At 42.6% G+C, this 21,035-nt stretch carries 17 protein-coding genes and 3 tRNA genes; 2 read left to right on the plus strand and 18 right to left on the minus strand.

The annotated features are described in order from the left end of the window. Positions 1 to 142: 142 nt before the first annotated feature. The 9 genes from KUL10_RS06485 to KUL10_RS06525 form a co-directional block, all read right to left on the minus strand. Entirely contained in the window at positions 143 to 1,273 is a 1,131-nt protein-coding gene (locus KUL10_RS06485) for a sodium ion-translocating decarboxylase subunit beta (protein ID WP_110428109.1), read from the minus strand. 3 nt (positions 1,274 to 1,276) lie between these two features. Further along, positions 1,277 to 3,064, minus strand: coding sequence for a sodium-extruding oxaloacetate decarboxylase subunit alpha (oadA, locus tag KUL10_RS06490; RefSeq protein WP_110428110.1), 1,788 nt, complete (start codon positions 3,062 to 3,064; stop codon positions 1,277 to 1,279). Between the two features lie 24 nt (positions 3,065 to 3,088). Further along, positions 3,089 to 3,364 carry an OadG family protein gene (locus KUL10_RS06495; protein ID WP_199509199.1) on the minus strand — a complete coding sequence of 92 codons (276 nt, stop codon included), beginning with the start codon at positions 3,362 to 3,364 and terminating at the stop codon, positions 3,089 to 3,091. A gap of 278 nt (positions 3,365 to 3,642) precedes the next feature. Beyond that, positions 3,643 to 3,719 (minus strand) — tRNA-Arg (locus tag KUL10_RS06500). 60 nt (positions 3,720 to 3,779) lie between these two features. Then, positions 3,780 to 3,856, minus strand: a tRNA-Arg gene (locus tag KUL10_RS06505). 78 nt (positions 3,857 to 3,934) lie between these two features. After that, positions 3,935 to 4,027: transfer RNA gene (locus tag KUL10_RS06510), tRNA-Ser, on the minus strand. Positions 4,028 to 4,219: 192 nt separating this feature from the next. Beyond that, entirely contained in the window at positions 4,220 to 4,411 is a 192-nt protein-coding gene (gene csrA / locus KUL10_RS06515; protein WP_110428112.1) for a carbon storage regulator CsrA, read from the minus strand. Between the two features lie 287 nt (positions 4,412 to 4,698). Continuing rightward, the gene (gene alaS, locus KUL10_RS06520; RefSeq protein ID WP_110428113.1) at positions 4,699 to 7,290 is read right to left on the minus strand and encodes an alanine--tRNA ligase; all 2,592 of its coding nucleotides are present in this window, start codon (positions 7,288 to 7,290) and stop codon (positions 4,699 to 4,701) included. 131 nt (positions 7,291 to 7,421) lie between these two features. Next, positions 7,422 to 7,877 (minus strand): regulatory protein RecX, encoded by a 456-nt coding sequence (locus KUL10_RS06525; RefSeq protein WP_110428114.1) that lies wholly within the window; start codon positions 7,875 to 7,877, stop codon positions 7,422 to 7,424. 47 nt (positions 7,878 to 7,924) lie between these two features. Here KUL10_RS06525 and KUL10_RS06530 point away from each other — a divergent pair, with 47 nt between their 5' ends. Then, on the plus strand, positions 7,925 to 9,115 hold the full coding sequence (locus KUL10_RS06530) for a GNAT family N-acetyltransferase (RefSeq protein ID WP_110428115.1): 1,191 nt from the start codon (positions 7,925 to 7,927) through the stop codon (positions 9,113 to 9,115). 81 nt (positions 9,116 to 9,196) lie between these two features. After that, positions 9,197 to 11,281 carry a M13 family metallopeptidase gene (locus tag KUL10_RS06535; protein WP_110428405.1) on the plus strand — a complete coding sequence of 695 codons (2,085 nt, stop codon included), beginning with the start codon at positions 9,197 to 9,199 and terminating at the stop codon, positions 11,279 to 11,281. A gap of 117 nt (positions 11,282 to 11,398) precedes the next feature. Here the strand turns inward: KUL10_RS06535 and KUL10_RS06540 are convergent, their stop codons facing one another. The 9 genes from KUL10_RS06540 to KUL10_RS06580 form a co-directional block, all read right to left on the minus strand. Continuing rightward, positions 11,399 to 12,004, minus strand: coding sequence for a DUF938 domain-containing protein (locus KUL10_RS06540; RefSeq protein ID WP_110428116.1), 606 nt, complete (start codon positions 12,002 to 12,004; stop codon positions 11,399 to 11,401). 5 nt (positions 12,005 to 12,009) lie between these two features. After that, positions 12,010 to 14,643 (minus strand): methionine synthase, encoded by a 2,634-nt coding sequence (gene metH, locus KUL10_RS06545; RefSeq protein WP_110428117.1) that lies wholly within the window; start codon positions 14,641 to 14,643, stop codon positions 12,010 to 12,012. Positions 14,644 to 14,652: 9 nt separating this feature from the next. Then, positions 14,653 to 15,693, minus strand: a complete 1,041-nt coding sequence (locus KUL10_RS06550) for a homocysteine S-methyltransferase family protein (protein ID WP_233499750.1) — start codon at positions 15,691 to 15,693, stop codon at positions 14,653 to 14,655. Between the two features lie 136 nt (positions 15,694 to 15,829). Further along, the gene (gene metA / locus KUL10_RS06555; RefSeq protein ID WP_110428119.1) at positions 15,830 to 16,753 is read right to left on the minus strand and encodes a homoserine O-succinyltransferase; all 924 of its coding nucleotides are present in this window, start codon (positions 16,751 to 16,753) and stop codon (positions 15,830 to 15,832) included. Positions 16,754 to 16,913: 160 nt separating this feature from the next. Then, on the minus strand, positions 16,914 to 17,354 hold the full coding sequence (locus tag KUL10_RS06560; RefSeq protein WP_110428120.1) for a DUF2802 domain-containing protein: 441 nt from the start codon (positions 17,352 to 17,354) through the stop codon (positions 16,914 to 16,916). 431 nt (positions 17,355 to 17,785) lie between these two features. Beyond that, entirely contained in the window at positions 17,786 to 18,277 is a 492-nt protein-coding gene (locus KUL10_RS06565) for a chemotaxis protein CheW (RefSeq protein WP_110428121.1), read from the minus strand. 45 nt (positions 18,278 to 18,322) lie between these two features. Beyond that, positions 18,323 to 19,084 carry a chemotaxis protein CheW gene (locus KUL10_RS06570; RefSeq protein ID WP_110428122.1) on the minus strand — a complete coding sequence of 254 codons (762 nt, stop codon included), beginning with the start codon at positions 19,082 to 19,084 and terminating at the stop codon, positions 18,323 to 18,325. Continuing rightward, entirely contained in the window at positions 19,071 to 19,844 is a 774-nt protein-coding gene (locus KUL10_RS06575) for a ParA family protein (RefSeq protein ID WP_110428123.1), read from the minus strand. Before KUL10_RS06575 ends, KUL10_RS06570 begins: the two co-directional genes overlap by 14 nt. Then, a complete protein-coding gene (locus tag KUL10_RS06580; RefSeq protein WP_110428124.1) occupies positions 19,801 to 20,976 on the minus strand; it encodes a chemotaxis response regulator protein-glutamate methylesterase in 1,176 nt (391 codons plus the stop codon). The genes KUL10_RS06575 and KUL10_RS06580 overlap by 44 nt, the downstream gene beginning before the upstream one ends. Positions 20,977 to 21,035 lie beyond the last annotated feature (59 nt).

Here is a 21,035-nt window from a genome sequence, read left to right on the forward strand (position 1 = left end):
GTCGTTTTTGATGCTGCTCTTAATGAATAAGAATAAGCGGTGAATGGATGTGAACATAAAAAACCTCGAAAATTATCTTTAAAATTCGAGGTTTAATTCAGGTTTTTATTTTAAGAGATTGAGAATATGGGTAATCAGTTCATTAACCTACCAACGCCAACAATATCCCAGCCGCCACAGCACTACCCAGCACCCCAGCAACATTCGGCCCCATCGCATGCATCAGCAAGAAGTTATGAGGGTTATTTTCTAAGCCAACCTTATTAACAACTCGTGCAGCCATCGGAACAGCAGAGACACCAGCAGCGCCAACTAGTGGGTTGATGTTTTCTTTACTTAGCTTGTTCATTAATTTAGCCATTAAAACACCGGCGGCAGTACCAATACTGAATGCAACTGCACCCAAGGCAAGGATGCCCAGCGTTTCAACATTCAGAAATGACTCGGCACTGAGTTTTGAACCGACACCTAAGCCTAGGAAGATAGTCACAATGTTGATTAACTCGTTTTGAGCTGTATTACTCAAGCGATCAACCACACCGCACTCTTTTAATAGATTGCCGAAACAAAACATACCTACAAGCGGTGATGCAGACGGCAAGAATATAAGCGTTGCGCCTAATACTGCCAGTGGAAATAATATCTTTTCTTTTTTAGATACTTCACGCAACTGTCCCATCTGAATTTTACGCTCTTCTGGTGACGTCAAAGCGTTCATAATAGGAGGCTGAATGATAGGCACAAGTGCCATGTACGAATAAGCAGCGACAGCAATCGCACCCAGTAACTCTGGTGCTAACTTTGAGGCTAAGAAAATTGCCGTTGGGCCATCTGCGCCACCGATGATGGCGATGGCAGAAGCATCTTGCAGGGTAAACTCGAAACCTGGAATGCCATTTAACAAAATTGCGCCAAAAAGCGTAGCAAAGATACCAAACTGAGCAGCTGCACCCAGTAGCAACATTCTTGGGTTTGCGATTAGTGCGCCGAAGTCTGTCATTGCGCCTACGCCCATAAATATTAGCAATGGGAAGACACCAGTGTCGATCCCGATATAGTAGATATAATGAAGTAAACCGCCAACTTCACTAAAGCCAGCTAATGGAATATTTGTCAGTAATGCACCAAAGCCAATTGGAATAAGCAATAGAGGCTCAAACTTCCGGACGATCGCAAGGTAAAGTAATATACAGCCAACGATCATCATGATGATCTGACCGGATTCAAAGTGCGGAATAGACGTGCTATTCCAAAGCGTCAAAAACTTATCCATGTATTAGCCTACTACCATAATAGCTTGACCTGAGGTGACTGAATCGCCTTCATTGACAAGAATTTGCTGAACACTGCCAGAAACAGCTGCTCGCACTTCAGTTTCCATTTTCATAGCCTCTAAGATGACAATAACATCACCTTCGTTGACCATTTGACCTTGGCGTACCAAAATCTTGAAAATGTTGCCTGACAACGGAGCGTTGATATCTTGACTCGGTCCACTGCTAGCTTGCGCGGCCTGTTGTGGCGCAGGATTAGAAGAACCGGCCTCAGAAATGTGTTTAACCTCACCATTTTCAGCCACTTCAACATCATAAATCACGCCTTCTACTTTTACCTGATAAGCAGCAGCATCACCCGCAATAGCGCTTGAATCAGTTGTGTTGACGATATCGTTTGGATCTTTAGGTGCAGCCTCAAATGCTGAAGGATTATCGCGATTTTCAATGAATTTAAGACCGATTTGCGGGAACAGTGCATATGTCAAAACATCGTCGACTTTTGCATCTGCGATACGCAAGCCTTTATCACTTGTTAGTTGATCAAGTTCTGCTTCAAGCTTTTCTAACTCCGCATCAATAACATCTGCAGGACGACAAGTAATGGCTTCTGCACCATCAAGCACACGATCTTGCAGCTCTTTATTGACAGGTGCTGCTGTCGCGCCATATTCGCCTTTTAACACACCTGCGGTTTCTTTACTGATGCTTTTGTAGCGTTCGCCAGTCAGCACATTCAATACGGCTTGAGTACCCACAATTTGAGAGGTTGGCGTAACCAATGGAATAAAGCCAAGGTCTTCGCGTACTCTTGGAATTTCTTGTAATACCTCATCAAACTTGTCTTCGGCGCCCTGCTCTTTTAGTTGGCTTTCCATGTTGGTGAGCATTCCGCCAGGGACTTGTGCATTTAGTATTCTAGCATCGACGCCCTTGAGGCTACCTTCATACTGAGCATATTTAAGGCGCACGTCTCTAAAGTACGTAGCAATTGGTGTAAGTGCCTCTTGCGAAATGCCAGTGTCTCTTTCAGTATCCTCTACAATTGATACAAGGGTTTCTGTTGCCGAATGGCCGTAAGTCATGCTCATTGGCGAAATCGCTGTATCGAGCATATCAATGCCTGCATCAATCGCTTTTTGATAAGTCGCTGTGCTTAGACCTGTTGTCGCGTGACACTGCATAGCGATAGGTACACTTACTGTTTCTTTTAGTCCCTTAATTAACGCTTCACAGTCATATGGCTTCAACAAACCTGCCATGTCTTTGATACAAATTGAATGAACACCCATGTCTTCTAGCTTTTTAGCCATATCTAGCCAAAGTGGCAATGAATGCACGGGACTTACTGTATATGAAATAGTGCCTTGTGCGTGAGCACCGACTTTTATAGCTGCTTTTACTGCCGTTTCTAAATTACGTACGTCATTCATTGCATCAAAGATACGGAACACATCCACACCGTTTGTATGCGCACGTTCAACGAACTTTTCAACTACGTCATCTGCGTAATGGCGATAACCTAAAAGGTTTTGACCTCGCAAAAGCATTTGTTGCTTGGTGTTAGGCATTGCCGCTTTTAAAAGCCTGATGCGCTCCCACGGATCTTCGCCGAGATAGCGAATACATGCATCAAAGGTTGCTCCGCCCCAAGATTCAACTGACCAATAGCCAATTTTGTCTAGCTTTTCTGCAATGGGTAACATGTCTTCGATACGCAAACGCGTCGCAAGCAATGATTGATGAGCGTCACGTAATACTAGCTCCGTGAGCTTTAATGGGTTAGCCATAAGTAATTCCCTAAGGTAAAAGTCTTAACTGTGCAATTTGTGTCTATGCAAATTAACTGCGGTCTGTATCGCCGCCTTAATTTGAGGGCTTACTGTCGCTTGAGCAGGAGTAGGTGCAATATTGTTATTCTTGTGGGTGTTACTGTTGTTTGCACTACTGGTTGTGTCTTCGGGTGATGGAAACATTTTACAGTACCAAGCGATACCTTTTATTCCACCAATTAAAAGGGTGAGAAAAGCAAATACGACTGACATGCCTACCGCAAGCAACATACCTGCTTCTGTTAACTGTTCTGCCATTATCAGATTTCCTCGATTATTTACTGCGTCAAAATTCTGACTGAGTTTTTACCATGCGCCTATGTAAAACACAATCAAAAATAGGCTTTTGAATTGATTTAGAATAATAATTATGCAAGAAAAAAGAGTATAGCCGCAAATTTATTCAAATTTTCAGTAATTTCTACATATTTATGAAAATGCAGAGCTAAAGCAAAAAAGAAAAAACAATCGAAAAGCGAAAAATTCCAGACACAAAAAAGCCGCTAACCTAGAGAGGAAAGCGGCTGCTTTGTAAGTGGCGCGTGCGGAAGGATTCGAACCTCCGACCGCCTGGTTCGTAGCCAGGTACTCTATCCAGCTGAGCTACGCACGCGCATTAAACTTTTAAAACTATTGACGAACTCCTAAAGCGCAAGCTTTAGTGTAAGAAGATTGGCGCGTGCGGAAGGATTCGAACCTCCGACCGCCTGGTTCGTAGCCAGGTACTCTATCCAGCTGAGCTACGCACGCGCTGTCAACTTCTTACTGATGAAGGATACGGACCTTCAACCGCTGATACTATCAGCATTTAGCACCACTAAAATTCAATGGCGGAGAGAGAGGGATTCGAACCCTCGATAGGGCTACAAACCCTATACTCCCTTAGCAGGGGAGCGCCTTCAGCCACTCGGCCACCTCTCCTAAATGTGGATGCGAAGTTTACTGATTCAGTCGTATAAGTCAACGGTTTTTTGGTAAAGTTTTGGTAAGCGATAGTTTTTTAAGCAGTTGATTAAAAAAGCAACTTATTTTTAAACGTTAAATGAAAAACCAAGGTCTTAAAACACAAAAACTCAGACAATTGCTGAGTTCTTGATTCATGCCAAAAGTGAGCTATTCGCCAACGGCGACGTTGTTACCTTTTTCAGCTTGTATGCGCATATAGATTTCTTCGCGATGAACGGACACTTCTTTCGGAGCGTTAACGCCTATACGCACTTGATTTCCTTTAACACCTAACACAGTGACCGTGACATTATCGCCTACCATGAGCGTCTCACCCACTCTACGAGTTAAGATTAGCATGATGTTTCTCCTTTATGTTCTATGCTATTTCCGATCTGATACCGCATTGTAAGAGATCGCCTACGTTGTTTAAACTATTAAAGTCGAATAAAAGTTTAATTACCAGTAAAAAGTATGATTTTTGTTAATTAACTACAAGTCTTTATTATTATTCGGAAATAAACAAGAAATATTAAGAAAAAATATAAAAAAACCCCGATAAATCGGGGCTTCAACAAACTCGCTTACAATCAATGGTACTTTTTCATTATTCTAAGTACAAAGCCACTCAGGCACCAAATCATCCTTTATTGTGTTTTTATCCAATCGCCTACACTCTTAAGGGCGTTATCTAAGTTTTCAGGTTGCGAACCACCAGCCTGTGCCATATCAGGACGACCACCACCTTTACCGCCCACTTGAGCAGCCAAATGATTAACCAACGCACCAGCTTTAAACTTACTTACTAAATCCTTAGTGACCCCAGTAATCAAATTCACTTTATTATCAGAGGCAAGTCCAAGCGCAATCACGCCGCTGCCCAGTTGGTTCTTTAAGTCATCCATCATGCCTCGAAGGGCCTTTGACTCGACGCCTTCTAGCTTGGCCACTAAGACTTTTACGCCTTCAATTTCAACAATATTACTCAATAAGTCTTTGCTTTTTGCGCCAGCCATCGACTGTTTGAGTTGCGACAGCTCTTTTTCCTTTGTTTTTAATGAAGCAAGTGCTTGCCCTAGTTTTTCAAGCACAGATGCTTTGTCTGATTTAAGCATTGAGGCCACTTCAAACAATTGCGATGACTCACTTGCCACAAAATCTAAGGCATCTTGCGCTGTAATAGCTTCGATTCTTCGCACGCCCGAGGCAATGCCCCCTTCTGATATGATTTTAAATAAACCGATGTCACCAGTGCGCTCGACGTGAGTTCCCCCACAGAGCTCAGTTGAAAATGCCCCCATTTGAACAACACGGACTTTCTCGTCGTATTTCTCGCCAAATAACGCCATTGCACCTGATGCTTTCGCTTCTTCCAAGTCCATTAACTTAGTCGTTAATGGATGATTTTGACGAATCTGTGCGTTCACTATATTTTCAATCTCAGTCAATTGTTCAGCGGTAATAGACTCAAAGTGAGAGAAATCGAATCGCAATTTATCAGCATCGACCAAAGACCCTTTTTGCGTCACATGCTCGCCAAGGCACTGTCGTAAAGCTGCATGTAGTAAGTGGGTTGCACTGTGATTGTTTTTAATCGCATCACGACGCGCGCGATTGACGCTAAGGGTGAGTTCATCACCTACTTTCACACTGCCTTTTACGGTCGACTGGTGAGCAAAAGCGACACCCACTTTGATTGTATCGGACACTGTAATGCTTGCTGAGTCTGATTGCATGTGACCTGTATCACCCACCTGACCACCTGATTCTGCATAAAACGGGGTTGAAGCTAAGACGATCGTGACTTCACCGTCCGTCACCGAATCGACACTGGTGTTGTCTTTTATTAGCTCAACTACGCTTGCCGTGCCTACAACTTCAGCGTATCCCGTAAACTCTGTTTGATGATCAATTTTAACTACGTTTGCATAATCAGCCCCAAACTTACTCGCTGATTGAGCACGGGTCTTTTGCGCGTGCATCGCTGCTTCAAAACCAGCTTGATCAATACTCAAATCTTGTTCGCGCGCTACATCAGCTGTTAAATCGGCAGGAAAGCCGTAGGTGTCATACAGTTTAAACACGACTTCACCTGGGATCACCGAACCGTCTAACTTTTCAATTTCATCATTAAGGATATTCATACCCCGTGCTAAGGTCGTCGAAAATTGCTCTTCTTCTGCTTTAAGTACTTTTTCGATCATGGCTTGGTTTTGTTTCAAATCTGGATAAGCTTCGCCCATCTCGGTGACGAGTTGCGCAACCAATTGATAGAAAAAGATATCTTTAGCACCGAGTTTGTAGCCATGACGCACTGCTCTTCTGATAATGCGACGTAACACGTACCCGCGCCCTTCGTTTGAGGGAATCACACCATCGCACACTAAGAAGCCACATGAGCGAATATGATCAGCTATTACGCGAAGCGATTTGTTGCTCAAGTCACTCGTACCAACGATTTTGGCAGCCGCTGCGATTAGATGTTGAAACAAATCGATTTCGTAATTGCTATGCACATTTTGCAAAATGGCTGAAATGCGCTCTAAGCCCATTCCAGTATCGATAGACGGCTTGGGCAGAGGCTCCATCGTTCCGTCTTTTTGACGATTGAACTGCATGAAAACCAAGTTCCAAATTTCAATAAAGCGATCGCCGTCTTCTTCTGGAGAACCCGGCACTCCACCCCAAATGTGTTCACCGTGATCATAGAATATCTCAGAACACGGACCACATGGCCCAGTATCACCCATTGACCAGAAGTTATCAGAAGTTGAAATCTTTATGATTTTGTCTTTAGGAACGCCAATTTCATTTTCCCAAATAGCAAATGCTTCATCATCTTCTGAATAAACCGTGACGAGCAGTTTTTCTTTTGGCAGACCTAACTCTTCGGTTAAAAATGTCCATGCAAATTTAATCGCATCCGTTTTGAAATAATCACCAAAGCTAAAATTACCCAGCATTTCAAAAAAGGTATGGTGTCGCGCTGTATAACCAACGTTTTCTAAATCATTGTGCTTACCACCAGCGCGAACACATTTTTGAGATGTCACTGCGCGCACGCAATCACGTTTTTCCGCGCCTAAAAACACGTCTTTAAACTGATTCATACCGGCATTTGTAAACAACAAAGTGGGATCGTCATGTGGCACCAACGAAGAACTGGATACTTCTTGATGTTGTTGTTTGGCAAAAAAATCTAAGAACGCGCGGCGGATTTCAGCGGTAGAGCGTGTCATCATTATTCCTAATGGTTATTACGGGTCGACTTAAGCCAACCCTTGTTTAATTATATAATTTTGTAAAGTGCGCAAAGATACCATGCTACACAGGGTATTGTTAAGCCTTGCAAGTGGCTAAAAACTTATGACTAATAAGAATCTGGCTTTAAAGCATATTTAATGTGTTCATCTTCAAAACCTCGGTACATTAAAAATCGCTTTTGTTTTTGAATGTCGTTGAATTCAATAGGAATCTCATTTCCAAAACGTTTCTTTCTAACTGACAAAGCCAGTTCAAACCAATCAAAGCGCTCTTCTTGCATGTACTGTTGTGCGCTAGCGTAAAAAATATCTTGTTGTTCAAGTGTTCTTTTTACAAATAAAGGCCCTTTTCCTTTATTTTGCGCACCTCGCACAACGGCCTCTGCATATCGCTCATCAGATTGAATATTCGCTTTTTTAAATTCTTCGATCAGTGAAAGGGATTCAGCTTCAGGCAGGTCTCTTTGTTTTAACTTTGCAAGCAGTTCACGCTGACTGTGTTCTCGTTTAGCAAGTAATCGTGTAATAGTATGACGGATGATCTTTGTCGTGTCTTGTTGCATAGTATTGATTGGTTATTATTTTCACTGGATATAATGCTTTGGGTATTATGGATTTTACTTGGCGGCAACACAAACGAATTGATGAAATCAAAAGGACTGATTTTGATGCCTTAATCAGCCCCGATCCGAACTTCCAAACGCCTTTTCTTAGTTTTGAGTTCTTACACGCATTAGAAGTATCTAATTCTGTTGGCCCAGAACATACAGGTTGGTTTCCAAATCACATTGCAATTTACGACGACGAACAACTGATTGCTTTCATACCTGCATATAAAAAGTCGCATTCGTATGGTGAATATATCTTCGACCACAGTTGGGCAAATGCATATCACCAACATGGCTATCCCTATTATCCAAAGCTTGTGATTGGCATCCCTTTTACCCCTGTAACGGGTAATCGCTTTTTGGTCGCATCAAAAGACTTAGCGGATAAAGTTCAACACTTCTTGTCGCAAAATATCGCGCTTATTACCCAAGCCGCCGAAAGTAGTACTTGTCATGTGCTCTTTCCAAACCGTGATGCATCTGAAAACCTTAAAGAACAACAAATATTACAACGATTAAGCGTTCAATTTATCTGGCAAAACAACAATTACAGTGACTATTCAGGCTTCATCGATTCATTGACCTCTCGGCGGCGTCGCTCGATTAGAAAAGAAAGAGCCAACATTGAAAAGCAAAACGTAACGGTGAAACGATTAACTGGTTATGAACTAACACCTGAGGTGCAAGCAGCCTTTTATGAGTGCTACCAAGAAACTTATTTGAAACGCAGTGGGCATACGGGCTATTTGACGGAAGCTTTTTTTGAGCAGATATTTTTGACTATGAATAATAATATAATGATCGTTGCTGCCTATGAAGACGAACAAATCATTGCTTCATCATTATTTTTCTATAACGACCAACAACTTTTTGGGCGTTATTGGGGAGCATTAACCGACGTATCTGGATTACACTTTGAATGCTGTTATTATCAAGGTATTGAGTTTGCGATTGAACAAAACATTCAAACCTTTAATCCGGGTACGCAGGGTGAACACAAAATTTTAAGAGGTTTTTCGCCTACGCTTTGCTATTCAAATCACTATATTGCGCATCCTGAATTCAATAAAGCAATTAAGCACTTTTTGGATGAGGAAGCCCAAGGGATAACTGCTTATAAAGAACGAGCATCGACTGTGTTACCTTATAAGCAGGATAAGCAGGAACTAAAATTAGAAAAAACTGACTTATAGATGACGCTAGCGTTGCACCCAAAGAAGCTAGCATTAAAATTAAATAGAAAAAACAATAAAACAATAACGACAGAGGGAATAATGAAACATTCTTTATTAGCAGTATCCATCGCCAGTGTGTTGGCATTAAGCGCTTGTTCAAAACCAGCCGAACAAGCCCAAGCACCCAGTGTTGAACAAACAGCAGAGCAACCTGCAGGTAAAGCTGAATTAGGTAGCTTTGGCGTCGATTTAGACGCACGTAACTTAGCCGTCAAACCGGGTGACGACTTCTTTATGTACGCCAGTGGTACATGGTATGACAACTTTGAAATGCCAGCTGATAAAACGCGTTATGGCGCATTTACCGCACTGGCAGAGCGCAGTGAAGAACGCGTCAAAGACATCATCGAAACGATTTCAAGCCAGAGTGAGCTAAGCGGTGAAGAAAAGCTAATCGCAGACTTCTACAACGCTTATATGGATACCGACACTATTAATGCAAAAGGTATTACGCCTATTAAGCCTGTCTTAGACACGATTGCAAATATCGAAAACGTGACCAACTTAACGGCAGTGTTTGGTGACGCATGGTTAACTGGCGCAGCGACACCCATTGGTGGCGGGATGTGGTTTAACCGATTAAACCCTAACGAATATCAACTTTCTGTCGGTGTGGGTGGTTTGGGACTTCCAGATCGCTCTTATTACTTAACAGACACTGAGCGCTTTCAAAATATCTTGGCTGAATATAAAAAGTCAATTATCACGATGCTAGGATTTGCCGGTATTGACGAGAATGAAGCAGCTCAAAAAGCAGACGCGATCATTGCCCTAGAAACAAAGGTGGCTGAAGTTCAGTGGCCACGTGAAAAGCGCCGAAATCGTGATTTAACCTTAAACCAGATTTCACGTGAAGACTTAAGCAATGAATACCCTAATTTTGATTGGGACACTTTGTTTGAATCTTCTGGTTATGTATTGCCTGAAATCAATATTACTCAACCAGAGCCAGTCAAAGGCATGATTGAGCTAATCAATAGTGAATCACTCGATGTGTGGAAAGACTATCTAACCTACCACACTATCCGCAATAACGCGGGCTTGCTGTCTGAAGATATCTACAACGCAAACTTTGCTTTTTTCGGAACTGTATTAAGTGGTCAACAAGAGCCTCGCCCACGCTGGAAGCGCGCTGTTAGCCAAATGTCTGGCACAGAGTCGCTCGGATTTGCGATTGGTCAAGTATATGTCGATAAGTATTTCCCTGAAAGCTCAAAAGAACAAATGAGCGAGTTGGTTGAAAACCTTCGTACCGCGCTTGGTGAGCGCATCGACAACCTTGATTGGATGGGTGAAGAAACCAAAAAAAATGCAAAAGAAAAGCTAATGGCGTTTGTGCCTAAAATTGGCTACCCAGATGTACCGCAAAGTTTTGATGGTTTAGAAATCAGTTCGGATGACCTAACTGCTAATGTTCAAAATTTACGTCGCTTTTTCCAAGCTCAAAGCGTTGAGCGCGAGTTACAGAAAACAGATAGAGAACGTTGGGGCATGACACCACAACGCGTAAATGCATACTACAACAGTTCATTTAATGAAATTGTGTTCCCTGCTGCCATTCTTCAACCTCCCTTCTTCGATCCAAACGCAGATGATGCCGTGAACTACGGCGCAATCGGAGCAGTCATTGGACACGAAATGGGGCACGGTTTTGATGACCAGGGTTCTAAATCAGATGCAAAAGGCATACAACGCAATTGGTGGACAGATGAAGATCGCGCTGCCTTTGAAGAAAAAGCAGATAAACTTGCCGCGCAGTATAGCGAGTACGAGCCTATAGAAGGTAACTTCGTAAATGGTCGCAACAGCCTAGGAGAGAACATTGGCGATGTTGGTGGCTTAGCCATGGCTTATCATGCTTATAAATTGAGCCTAAACGGCGAAGAAGCGCCTATCATTGACGGTCTTACAGGCGATCAGCGTTTCTTCTTAGCGTGGGCACAAGTATGGCGTGAGAAGCGCACCGAGCAAAGCATGCTCAATCAACTTCGCGCAGGTACTCATGCGCCGGGCAGATACAGAGCGCAGGCACCGCGAAATCACGATGCTTGGTATGAAGCATTTAATGTTCAGCCGGGTGATGCTTTGTATTTGGCTCCAGAAGATCGTGTTCGTATTTGGTAGTTTGATTGCTGTCTAAAACTTTTGAAAAGCACTCTGTTTAGGGTGCTTTTTTTGGAGGGATTGTTTTAAGTAAATGGCTACGTGCGAGACTGAACCGTGGCGGGAAGTCAGGTTAAGCTAACGTTCCCAAATCAACATCAAGTTATTAGCTGGCATTTCAACAACTCTATTCAGACTTAGATTAGGTGCCCACGCTCGCAATTCGTCGATATCTCTATAACCACCGCGCCCACTATTGATTAGCTTTTCATGAAACTCAGCATTACTAGCACTGGTAAACTTTCCATCGACCATAAACGGGCCATACTGACAAAACACACCTTTTTTAGGCAATGTTTGATCAATTGAACGCATTAATAACTCAACTTCATGAGCTAACATAATGTGAGCGGTATTAGCGGTATAAATTGCGTCAAATTGATTGCCATTTTTGCAATGACTAGCCCACTCATCTCGTGCCAGTTTTAAGGTAAACGGCCGAGATAAATTTTCACTTGGAAATTCATCAATCCACTGATTGATACCGCAATGATAGTCCTCGACATCAGAGGTGTGCCAGTGCAAATAGGGTAAATTTGGGGCGAAGTGCACCGCGTGTTGCCCTGTACCAGAACCCACTTCAAGTACGTGATTACAGGCCGCAAAAGCCTTTTTTAACTCAGCCAGTATAAACCCCTTATTGTTTTCACATGGCTGGCTAAAAGGCTTTTCGTTTGTCGTCATTTTTATTAATCCTGCAAATTAGGCATTAACCACTTTTCGGCTTCTTCAATCGACCAATTTTTGCGTTGAGCATAGTTTTTAAGTTGATCTTGCTGAATCTTAGCAACGGCAAAATAGCGCGTATCAGGATGGGCAAAATACCAACCAGAGACAGCTGCGCCCGGCCACATCGCATAGCTTGATGTGAGTTTCATACCGATGCTATCTTCGACGTCGAGTAAATCCCATATAAGCTGTTTTTCGGTGTGTTCAGGACACGCTGCATAGCCTGGAGCTGGTCTAATTCCTTGGTATTTCTCGGCGATTAATTGCTCGTTATCAAGTTGTTCATCGGCTGCATATCCCCATAAGTCTTTGCGTACTTGTTGATGTAAATATTCAGCAAAAGCCTCGGCTAAACGATCAGCAATGGCTTTGCTCATGATCGAATTATAGTCATCACCATCATCTTCAAAAGCTTTGGCGATTTCATCTTCACCGATGCCGGCAGTTACTGCAAACGCGCCCATATAGTCTTGGCGATTTTGCGTAAGGGGCATCACAAAGTCGCTCAAACAGTAGTTAGGCCCTTTGGGTTTATGTGTTTGTTGACGTAAATGATGAGCAACGCCGATGACTTTTTGAGTGTCTGTGCTTTGCGGGTCATAGACCAATATATCTTCATCTTGACTGTTCGCTGGGAAGATCCCTACTCTGCCTTTAGCACTTAGCTTTTTGTTAGCAATAAGATCATCGAGCATTTGATTTGCATCTGCAAATAAAGACTTGGCTTCTTCACCAACAACTTCGTCATTTAAGATACGAGGATACTTGCCTGCAAGTGACCATGTTAAAAAGAAAGGCGTCCAATCGATGTATTCCCTCAAGGTCTCCAACTCGACATCAATCGTTTTCACACCAAGGAAGCTTGGTTTAAACGGCTGAAAGTTGTCCCAATCGCAGGTAAATTTATTGGTTCTAGCATCTTGAAAATCAATTGCTTTTGTTCGCGGTGTTTTTCTGGCGTGCTGGTCGCGTACTTTTTCGTATTCTGCTGAGATTTGAGCTGCGTATTCTGGACGAAGTTCATCACTGATGAGTTTTTGACACACGCCTACTGCTCGACTTGCATTAGGTACATAAACAACTGGGTGGTCGTAGTTTTGTTCTATTTTTACCGCCGTGTGCGCTTTTGATGTCGTTGCACCGCCAATCAATAAGGGTAAATCAAGGTTTAAACGTTGCATTTCTTTTGCAACTTGTACCATTTCATCAAGTGACGGTGTGATTAAACCTGATAAACCAATCATGTCGGCCTTTTCATCTATCGCAGTTTGAATAATCTTAGCTGCTGGCACCATGACACCTAAATCGACCACTTCAAAGTTATTACATTGAAGCACTACACCGACGATGTTTTTACCAATGTCATGCACATCACCTTTGACCGTTGCCATAATTATTTTGCCGTTAGATTGCCTAACGCCGCTTTTCTCAGCTTCGATAAAAGGTTGTAGATGTGCAACGGCTTTTTTCATCACGCGAGCAGACTTTACGACTTGTGGTAAAAACATCTTACCTTCACCGAATAAGTCACCCACCACGTTCATGCCGTCCATCAACGGCCCTTCAATCACGTGCAGTGGTCGTTCAGCAGCTAGCCTCGCTTCTTCTGTGTCTTCGATGATGTATTCGGTAATGCCTTTTACCAATGCATGTTCAAGTCGCTTATTGACGCCTTGTTCGCGCCACGTTAAATCTTCGGCTGCCGCGGCCTTGCCATCACCTTGGTACTTGGGTGCTAATTCTAATAATTTGTCGGTTGCATCTTCACTTCGATTAAGAATTACGTCTTCAACGGCATTGCGCAGCTCAAGCGGAATTTCGTCATAGACCTCAAGTTGCCCTGCATTAACAATCCCCATGTCCATGCCTGCACGGATCGCATAATACAAAAAGACCGAATGCATCGCTTCGCGAACAGGGTTGTTTCCTCTGAAGGAAAACGAAATATTGGATAAACCGCCTGACACGTGACAATGAGGCAATTCTTGACGAATTTGACGCGTCGCTTCAATAAAATCAACCGCGTAATTATTGTGCTCTTCAATCCCTGTTGCCACTGCAAATATATTAGGATCGAAAATAATATCTTCGGGTGGAAATCCCACATCATTGACTAAGATATCGTAACTGCGTTTGCAGATTTCAAATTTTCGCGCTTGCGTGTCTGCCTGTCCGGTTTCATCAAAGGCCATAACTACAGTGGCTGCGCCATAGCGTTTTATCTTTTTGGCTTGTTCAACAAATGGCTCGATACCTTCTTTCAGGCTAATTGAATTAACAATTGCCTTGCCTTGCACGCACTTAAGACCAGCTTCAATCACTGACCACTTTGATGAGTCAATCATAATAGGCACGCGTGAAATGTCAGGCTCAGAGGCAATAAGATTTAGAAAGCGAACCATTGCCGCTTCTGAATCAAGCATGGCCTCATCCATGTTGATATCGATGATCTGTGCGCCGTTTTCTACTTGTTGACGGGCAACATCTAACGCGGCCTCGTAGTCCTCGCCCATAATGAGGCGTTTGAACGCGGCTGAACCCGTGACGTTTGTGCGTTCACCGACATTAATAAAACTTGAAAATTCTGCGCTCACAATTTTTCCTTAATGTACAAATGGTTCTAGGCCAGACAAGCGCATTTTAATTTCGATATCTGGTAATTTTCTGGGAGCCACGTTTGTTGTGACTTCAACAAGTGCTTTAATGTGAGACGGCGTACTTCCGCAACATCCGCCCACTACGTTTAACAGGCCTGCACTTGCCCACTCTTCTATATGCGTAGCCATTTCATCTGCTCGCATGTCATATTCACCAAACTCATTTGGCAAACCCGCATTGGGATGAGCAGACACGGCGCATTCTGATACTCTGGATAATTCTGCTACATATTGTCTAAGCAGATCTGGCCCTAGGGCACAGTTAAGCCCGATTGAAAATGGCTTTGCGTGTCGCATGGAGTAATAAAAGGCTTCGGTTGTTTGACCGGATAGAGTCCGACCTGAGGCGTCGGTAATCGTGCCAGAGATCATTAGCGGCAGCGAGTAGCCAATTTGCTCGAACACTACATCTACGGCATAAAGTGCAGCTTTGGCATTGAGCGTATCAAAAATAGTCTCTACTAATATCAGGTCAACTCCGCCTTCTATTAAGGCCAAGGTTGACTCGGTATATGCTTCTACTAGTTCATCAAAGTGCACATTGCGCTTGCCTGGGTCATTCACATCAGGCGAAATTGAAGCTGTGCGCGACGTAGGACCCAGCACACCCGCAACAAAGCGCGGCTTATCCGGCGTTTGCAAAGTCATTTCATCAGCAGCTTCTCTTGCTAATTTCGCAGCGGCTATATTGATGTCTTTTGATATGTCTTGCATATCGTAATCAGCCATCGAAATCGTCGTCGCGTTAAAGGTATTGGTCTCGATAATATCTGCACCCGCTTTTAAATAAGCTAGGTGAATATCTTTGATAATATTAGCTTGAGTAATGGCCAGCAAGTCATTATTACCTTTGATATCACAGTGCCAATCTTTGTATTGTTCACCGCGATAATCAGCCTCTTCTAACTTGTGCTCTTGGATCATCGTGCCCATCGCACCGTCAAGCACTAAAATGCGGTTTTCGATAGCTTCATTAAGCTGTTGCACCGTTTTTTGAGACTTGTTTTTATCTAAATTATTATGCACTTCGTTGCCTTTTATTAATCTTCGTTACTCGCTCAATTGACGTTATATTCAGCCTGTTTGCTTCAAGACAGCTTCGTTCAATAAGCAAGTAGTACTGCTATTGTTTACCCAAAGTACTCAAATCGAATGGTGTATTTTGATAAACATAATAATTCAACCAGTTGGTCAGCAACAAGCTACCATGAGACTTCCATCTGACCAATGGACTTTGCGAGCAATCATTATTTGGATAGTAATTTTCTGGGATTTGCGGTGACAGCCCAGCTTCCAAATCACGATGATACTCTTGATCTAAAGTGTTGGGATCATACTCTGGATGTCCCGTCACAAACACCAATCGTTTATCGTTTGTTGCACTAAGATATGCACCCGCTTTACTTGAAGTGGCAAGTAATTGTAGTTCAGTAACGCGCTTATAGTCTTCGAGCTTAACCTCACCTACTCTAGAGTGTGGCGCCCAAAACAAAGGGTCAAAACCACGCAATAATTCATCCTGAGGCGCATCTACGCTGTGCTCAAACACCCCAGATAGCTTGTCATCTCTGAGCTGTCTTTGTAAGCCATAAAAATGGTACAAGGCAGCGTGTGCGGCCCAACACAAAAACATTGTCGATTGCACATTGTCTCGCGCCCAATCAAGAATCGCCGTCATTTTCGACCAATACTTAACTTCACGATAATCCATTGCCCCCAAGGGAGCGCCCGTAATAATAAGCCCATCGTAGTTTTTATCCTGAATACTGGTGAACTCATGATAAAACGCATCCATATGTGACTTGGGCGTATTTTTAGGAACAGTTTCATCGATGCGAATTAAATCGACATTAATCTGAATGGGCGTGTTGGATAGCTGCCTTAAAATCTGAACTTCAGTTTCAATTTTGTTTGGCATCAAATTTAAAATACCGACCTCTAGAGGACGAATATTTTGGCTCGCCGCTCGATTACTGTCCATACAGAAAATATTCTCAGACTGAAGAATATCAAGCGCTGGTAAATCAGCAGGTATTTTTATTGGCATCACAACACCTCAAACATAAACATGCTGCCATTTTGAGGATAAAGGAAAAAAAGTCAACATCTTTACGTCTAGACGTCTAGATGCTTTTAATTTTTGTTAAGTTGTTTTGTACTATTTAAACTAATTTAAAGTCTTTTCAATAACTTGAAATTAAGAAGCATTATTTCTTTCTTAGCAAACCTAGTAAAATATCGACTTCGGCACGTGGAATTTCACAAATTTCCATCACTTCTTCGATAGAAGCACCGTTTTCTAATAGCTCACTTGCTTTGTGGTATCGTTTAGTCGTTGGATCTTCCATTTGTACGTCATGTACTTTTTGTTCTAAGCGTTCAAGACTAATATTTAACTGTTGTTCATAGTTTGACAATTTACTCGCTTGCGCTCGATTTTGAAGTTCAAGCCCACTTAACCTTTCATCAAGCTGGAGCAACTGCTCATCTTTTTGTTGCACGTGCTTGTGCAAGCCGTTGATGATTTCTAGAGACTGCACGAATTTTCTGTTGAGTGTTTTGATTGCTAATAGCGCAATAATTGCTAGACCGATTGCTAGGCAACTGATCACGAGCAAAACTAAGATGGTTGGGCTGATGGATTGCATTGTTTTTATTATTTTTTTGTGATTATGTGAGTATATTCTTAAATTGGATTTTATCCAAATTTTGGGAGTTTTGAGAGAGGTATAGGTTCCAAGGAGGTTCCCTTTTTCAAGGGAATGACGTTTCTTCGTAGGTACTACGTGATGAAAGTTTCGGACAAAAGAGCGGTTACGGTGCGACAACCAAAAAATAAAACCACTGAGCACACATTACCAAAGAACATTCAGCGCGCCAGATGAACCCACTCCCCTTCATAAAATTTGTGCCGCAAGGACGCGGCACCAAAGCGGCATGGATGCCCTTGTGCGTTTTTATGAAGGGGAGTGGGTTTATCTGGTAAAAGCTGAATATGGCTTACGGAGTGCGGTGGTTGGTGTTTTTTGAATACAAAAAAACCAGCGTGTAGCTGGTTTCTTAGTATTGAAACGGCATATTACATCATGCCTAAATCATCCCATTCATCATCGCTTAACAACTTATTTAAGTCGACCAAGATCAATAACTGGTCTCCTCTGTTGCTCACACCTTGGATGAACTTAGCACTTTCTTCAGTGCCCACGTTCGGCGCACTGTCAATTTCAGATGAGCGCAAATACACAACTTCTGCGACGCTATCTACCAAAATACCAACGACCTGCTCGTCAGACTCTATGATAACAATACGGGTGTTGTCCGTTGTTTCTGTCGGCGGTAGGCCAAAACGTGCTCTCGTATCAATAACCGTAACCACGTTGCCGCGTAGATTAATAATCCCCAAAACGTAGTCAGGCGCACCTGGAACAGGTGCAATTTCGGTATAGCGTAATACTTCTTGAACTTGCATTACGTTGATACCATACGTTTCTTCGTCTAGTCGATAGGTTACCCACTGCAAGACTTCATCATTTGGATCGCCGGCAGTCATTGTTGCTCTATCTTCACTCATGTAATCTACTCCGCTACACCTTTCACAAAGGCATTACTAGTTAAATTATTTCTTAGTGGCATCTGATTCTAGCATGTGAATAAAGCTAGGCACATCAACTAATGCACACATTTTCTCTTTTACCATTCCCGCTAACCAAGGGCGTTTACTTGTATCTTCTCGCCACTTAACATCAGACTTCTGTAACTCTACAGTATTGATTAAAGATTCAGACATCATGCCCCAAGGAGATTTGTCTAACATTACTAAGTACTTATAATCAATACAGTCTTTAATTTTTGCACTGTACTTTTCTGGCATCACCCATTGTGCAGAATCCACACAATTTATTTTATTTTCGCCCTTCACCATTACACCTTTGAACCACTTAGGCTTCCCGACTATATGCGTGATTGACGAAATCTGATGTATGCCACCTAACTCAGTTAATGGAACCGCTAATGTTAGACCGGCCACATCAAAAAACAGAGCTTGGAAACGGTCTTCAATTCGCGCTTTTAAACCTGCCGAGTTTGGTACATTGCTGAACTCTTCTTCCTTGTTTTCGACCTGAACAGAAATTTCTTTATGGTCTTCTTGAGATTTTGTTTCACCCGAAAAGCCTTGTTCCGTGTTTAACAAGTATTTACTTTCTTGAGCCGACGAGGCTTTTTCCAACAACTTCGTTGCTTGTAATATTTTCTTCGCATTTTCGTTATCAGTTTCGGTCAAAGGCGAAGATTCAAAAGCACCCTTCGGTTCTTGCAATAAATGGTTCAAATAAGCTTCAACAACGTCTTCTTTAAAAAAGGAATCATCTTGACTCACGAGTTAATTCCTCTAATAGTTTTGAATAGGCAAAGCTTCCTCTAGACTTAGATGCAAAATGTCCAATTGGCTTGTATTGTTCACTAGCGTCTCTAAATCTAGTATCGACAGGTATAAAGCCTCTCCATAATTGATTTGCATAAGAATCAGTTAATATTTTATAAGCGTTGATACATGCATTTACCCGCCTATCAAACATTGTTGCCACAATGCAAATAGGCAAAGTATTGCCTCGCTGCTTTGACATAATTGAAAGTGTGCGCATCATTCTTTCTAGACCTTTTAGCGCTAAAAACTCAGTTTGTACTGGGATAATTATGCGGTCACACGCCACAATTGCATTAACCATTAAAATACCCAAAATCGGTGGGCAGTCTATCAAAACATAGTCAAAATCATTATTTACAAGTGACAAAGCGTTTCGCAAGGTCAACCCTTTACCACTTTGAGAGCCCGTCGTTCTGTCTAAGGTCGCTAGCGTCATACTCGCTGGCATTAAAGCTATATTATCGATTTTCGTATCATAAATAATACTTTCTAGGACTTGCTTGTTAACCGACCGATCAGCTTCAAAAAGTTCATAAACCGAGTGCTCTAATCGCTCAGAGTCTAAACCAAGATAAGTAGACAATGAAGCATGGGGGTCGAGGTCAACTAACAAGACCTTTTTACCATTTTGTGCAAGCTTACCGGCTAGGGTCACAGTAGTGGTTGTTTTACCAACTCCGCCTTTTTGGTTGGCTATTGTCCAAGTTTGCATTTAGGTGCGAAATTAAAGTTGAATTATTTAATTCCGTAAGCAAATCATGAGCCATAAAGTCAAGTGGTATGACGCGATCGGCTAAACCCGCTTTATTGATGGATTTTGGCATACCATACACCACGCAACTAGCTTGGTCTTGAGACCAAACCGTTGCGCCGAGTCGTTTGAGTGCTCTAGCCCCTTTCGTTCCATCATCTCCCATGCCAGTTAATACGACTGCTAGCACTTCGTGCCCAAAGCTATCAGCAATTGACTCGAACGTTATATCTGCGCTTGGTGAGAAAACCAACCCTTTCTTATTTGGAGTCTCTCTTATAGAAAACTTAGCTTGCCTACCACGCCCAACAATGTGGGTTTGCATGCCTCCTGGCGCTAAATATGCGACTCCTGCACTCAAAGTTTCTCCCTCTTGCGCAAGCTTAACTGAAATTTTGGCTGTTTTATCTAGTCGCTGTGCAAACGTTTCAGTGAAGGTACCTGGCATATGTTGAATCAAGACAATTGGTAACGGAAAATTTGGAGGTAATTTATCAAGTGTCTTTTGAAGAGCTTGAGGACCTCCGGTACTAGCTGCAAATGTGACTAACTTATATTGCTTACCGCTGGCTTTTTGTAGTTGGGTGAACACAGACATCGAATCTGACGTAGTCAAACTGCTAGAATTTGTATTCGGTTCTTTTTTTGCGGTAACAAGACGAGCTTGTTTTCTTACGCGCTCTTTAGTTTGTTTTTGCTGTCTGGCAAGTACTTTTAAACGTCTTCTCAAGGCAGCAATTGCAGCTGTGTTTTTATCTGACATGTCATCGAAGTTCTTTGGCATAAAATCTAACGCCCCTGCAGCAAGAGCCTCTAGGGTTGACGGTGCGTTTTTTTTTGTCAACGAGGAGATCATCATGATCGCCGTTGGTGCTTCTTTCATAATCTTTTTGACTGCTTCAATACCATCCATTGCCGGCATTTCAACGTCCATAGTTATGATGTCGGGGCGATGCTCCTTGGCGAGTTCGATTGCTTCTAGACCGTTCTTTGCCTGGGCTATGACCTCTAAAAAAGGGTCTTCATCAAAATATGCAGACAAGCGCCGGCGATAAAAGGTTGAATCATCGACAACCAACACCTTGTAACGCATTTAACCACCCGTGAATGCTCAGTGAGCAACGGATCGTTGCCCATGATTGTTACAATTTA

Origin of the sequence: Glaciecola sp. KUL10, from assembly GCF_003203515.1 — a bacterium.
In the GTDB taxonomy this organism is placed as follows: domain Bacteria; phylum Pseudomonadota; class Gammaproteobacteria; order Enterobacterales; family Alteromonadaceae; genus Glaciecola.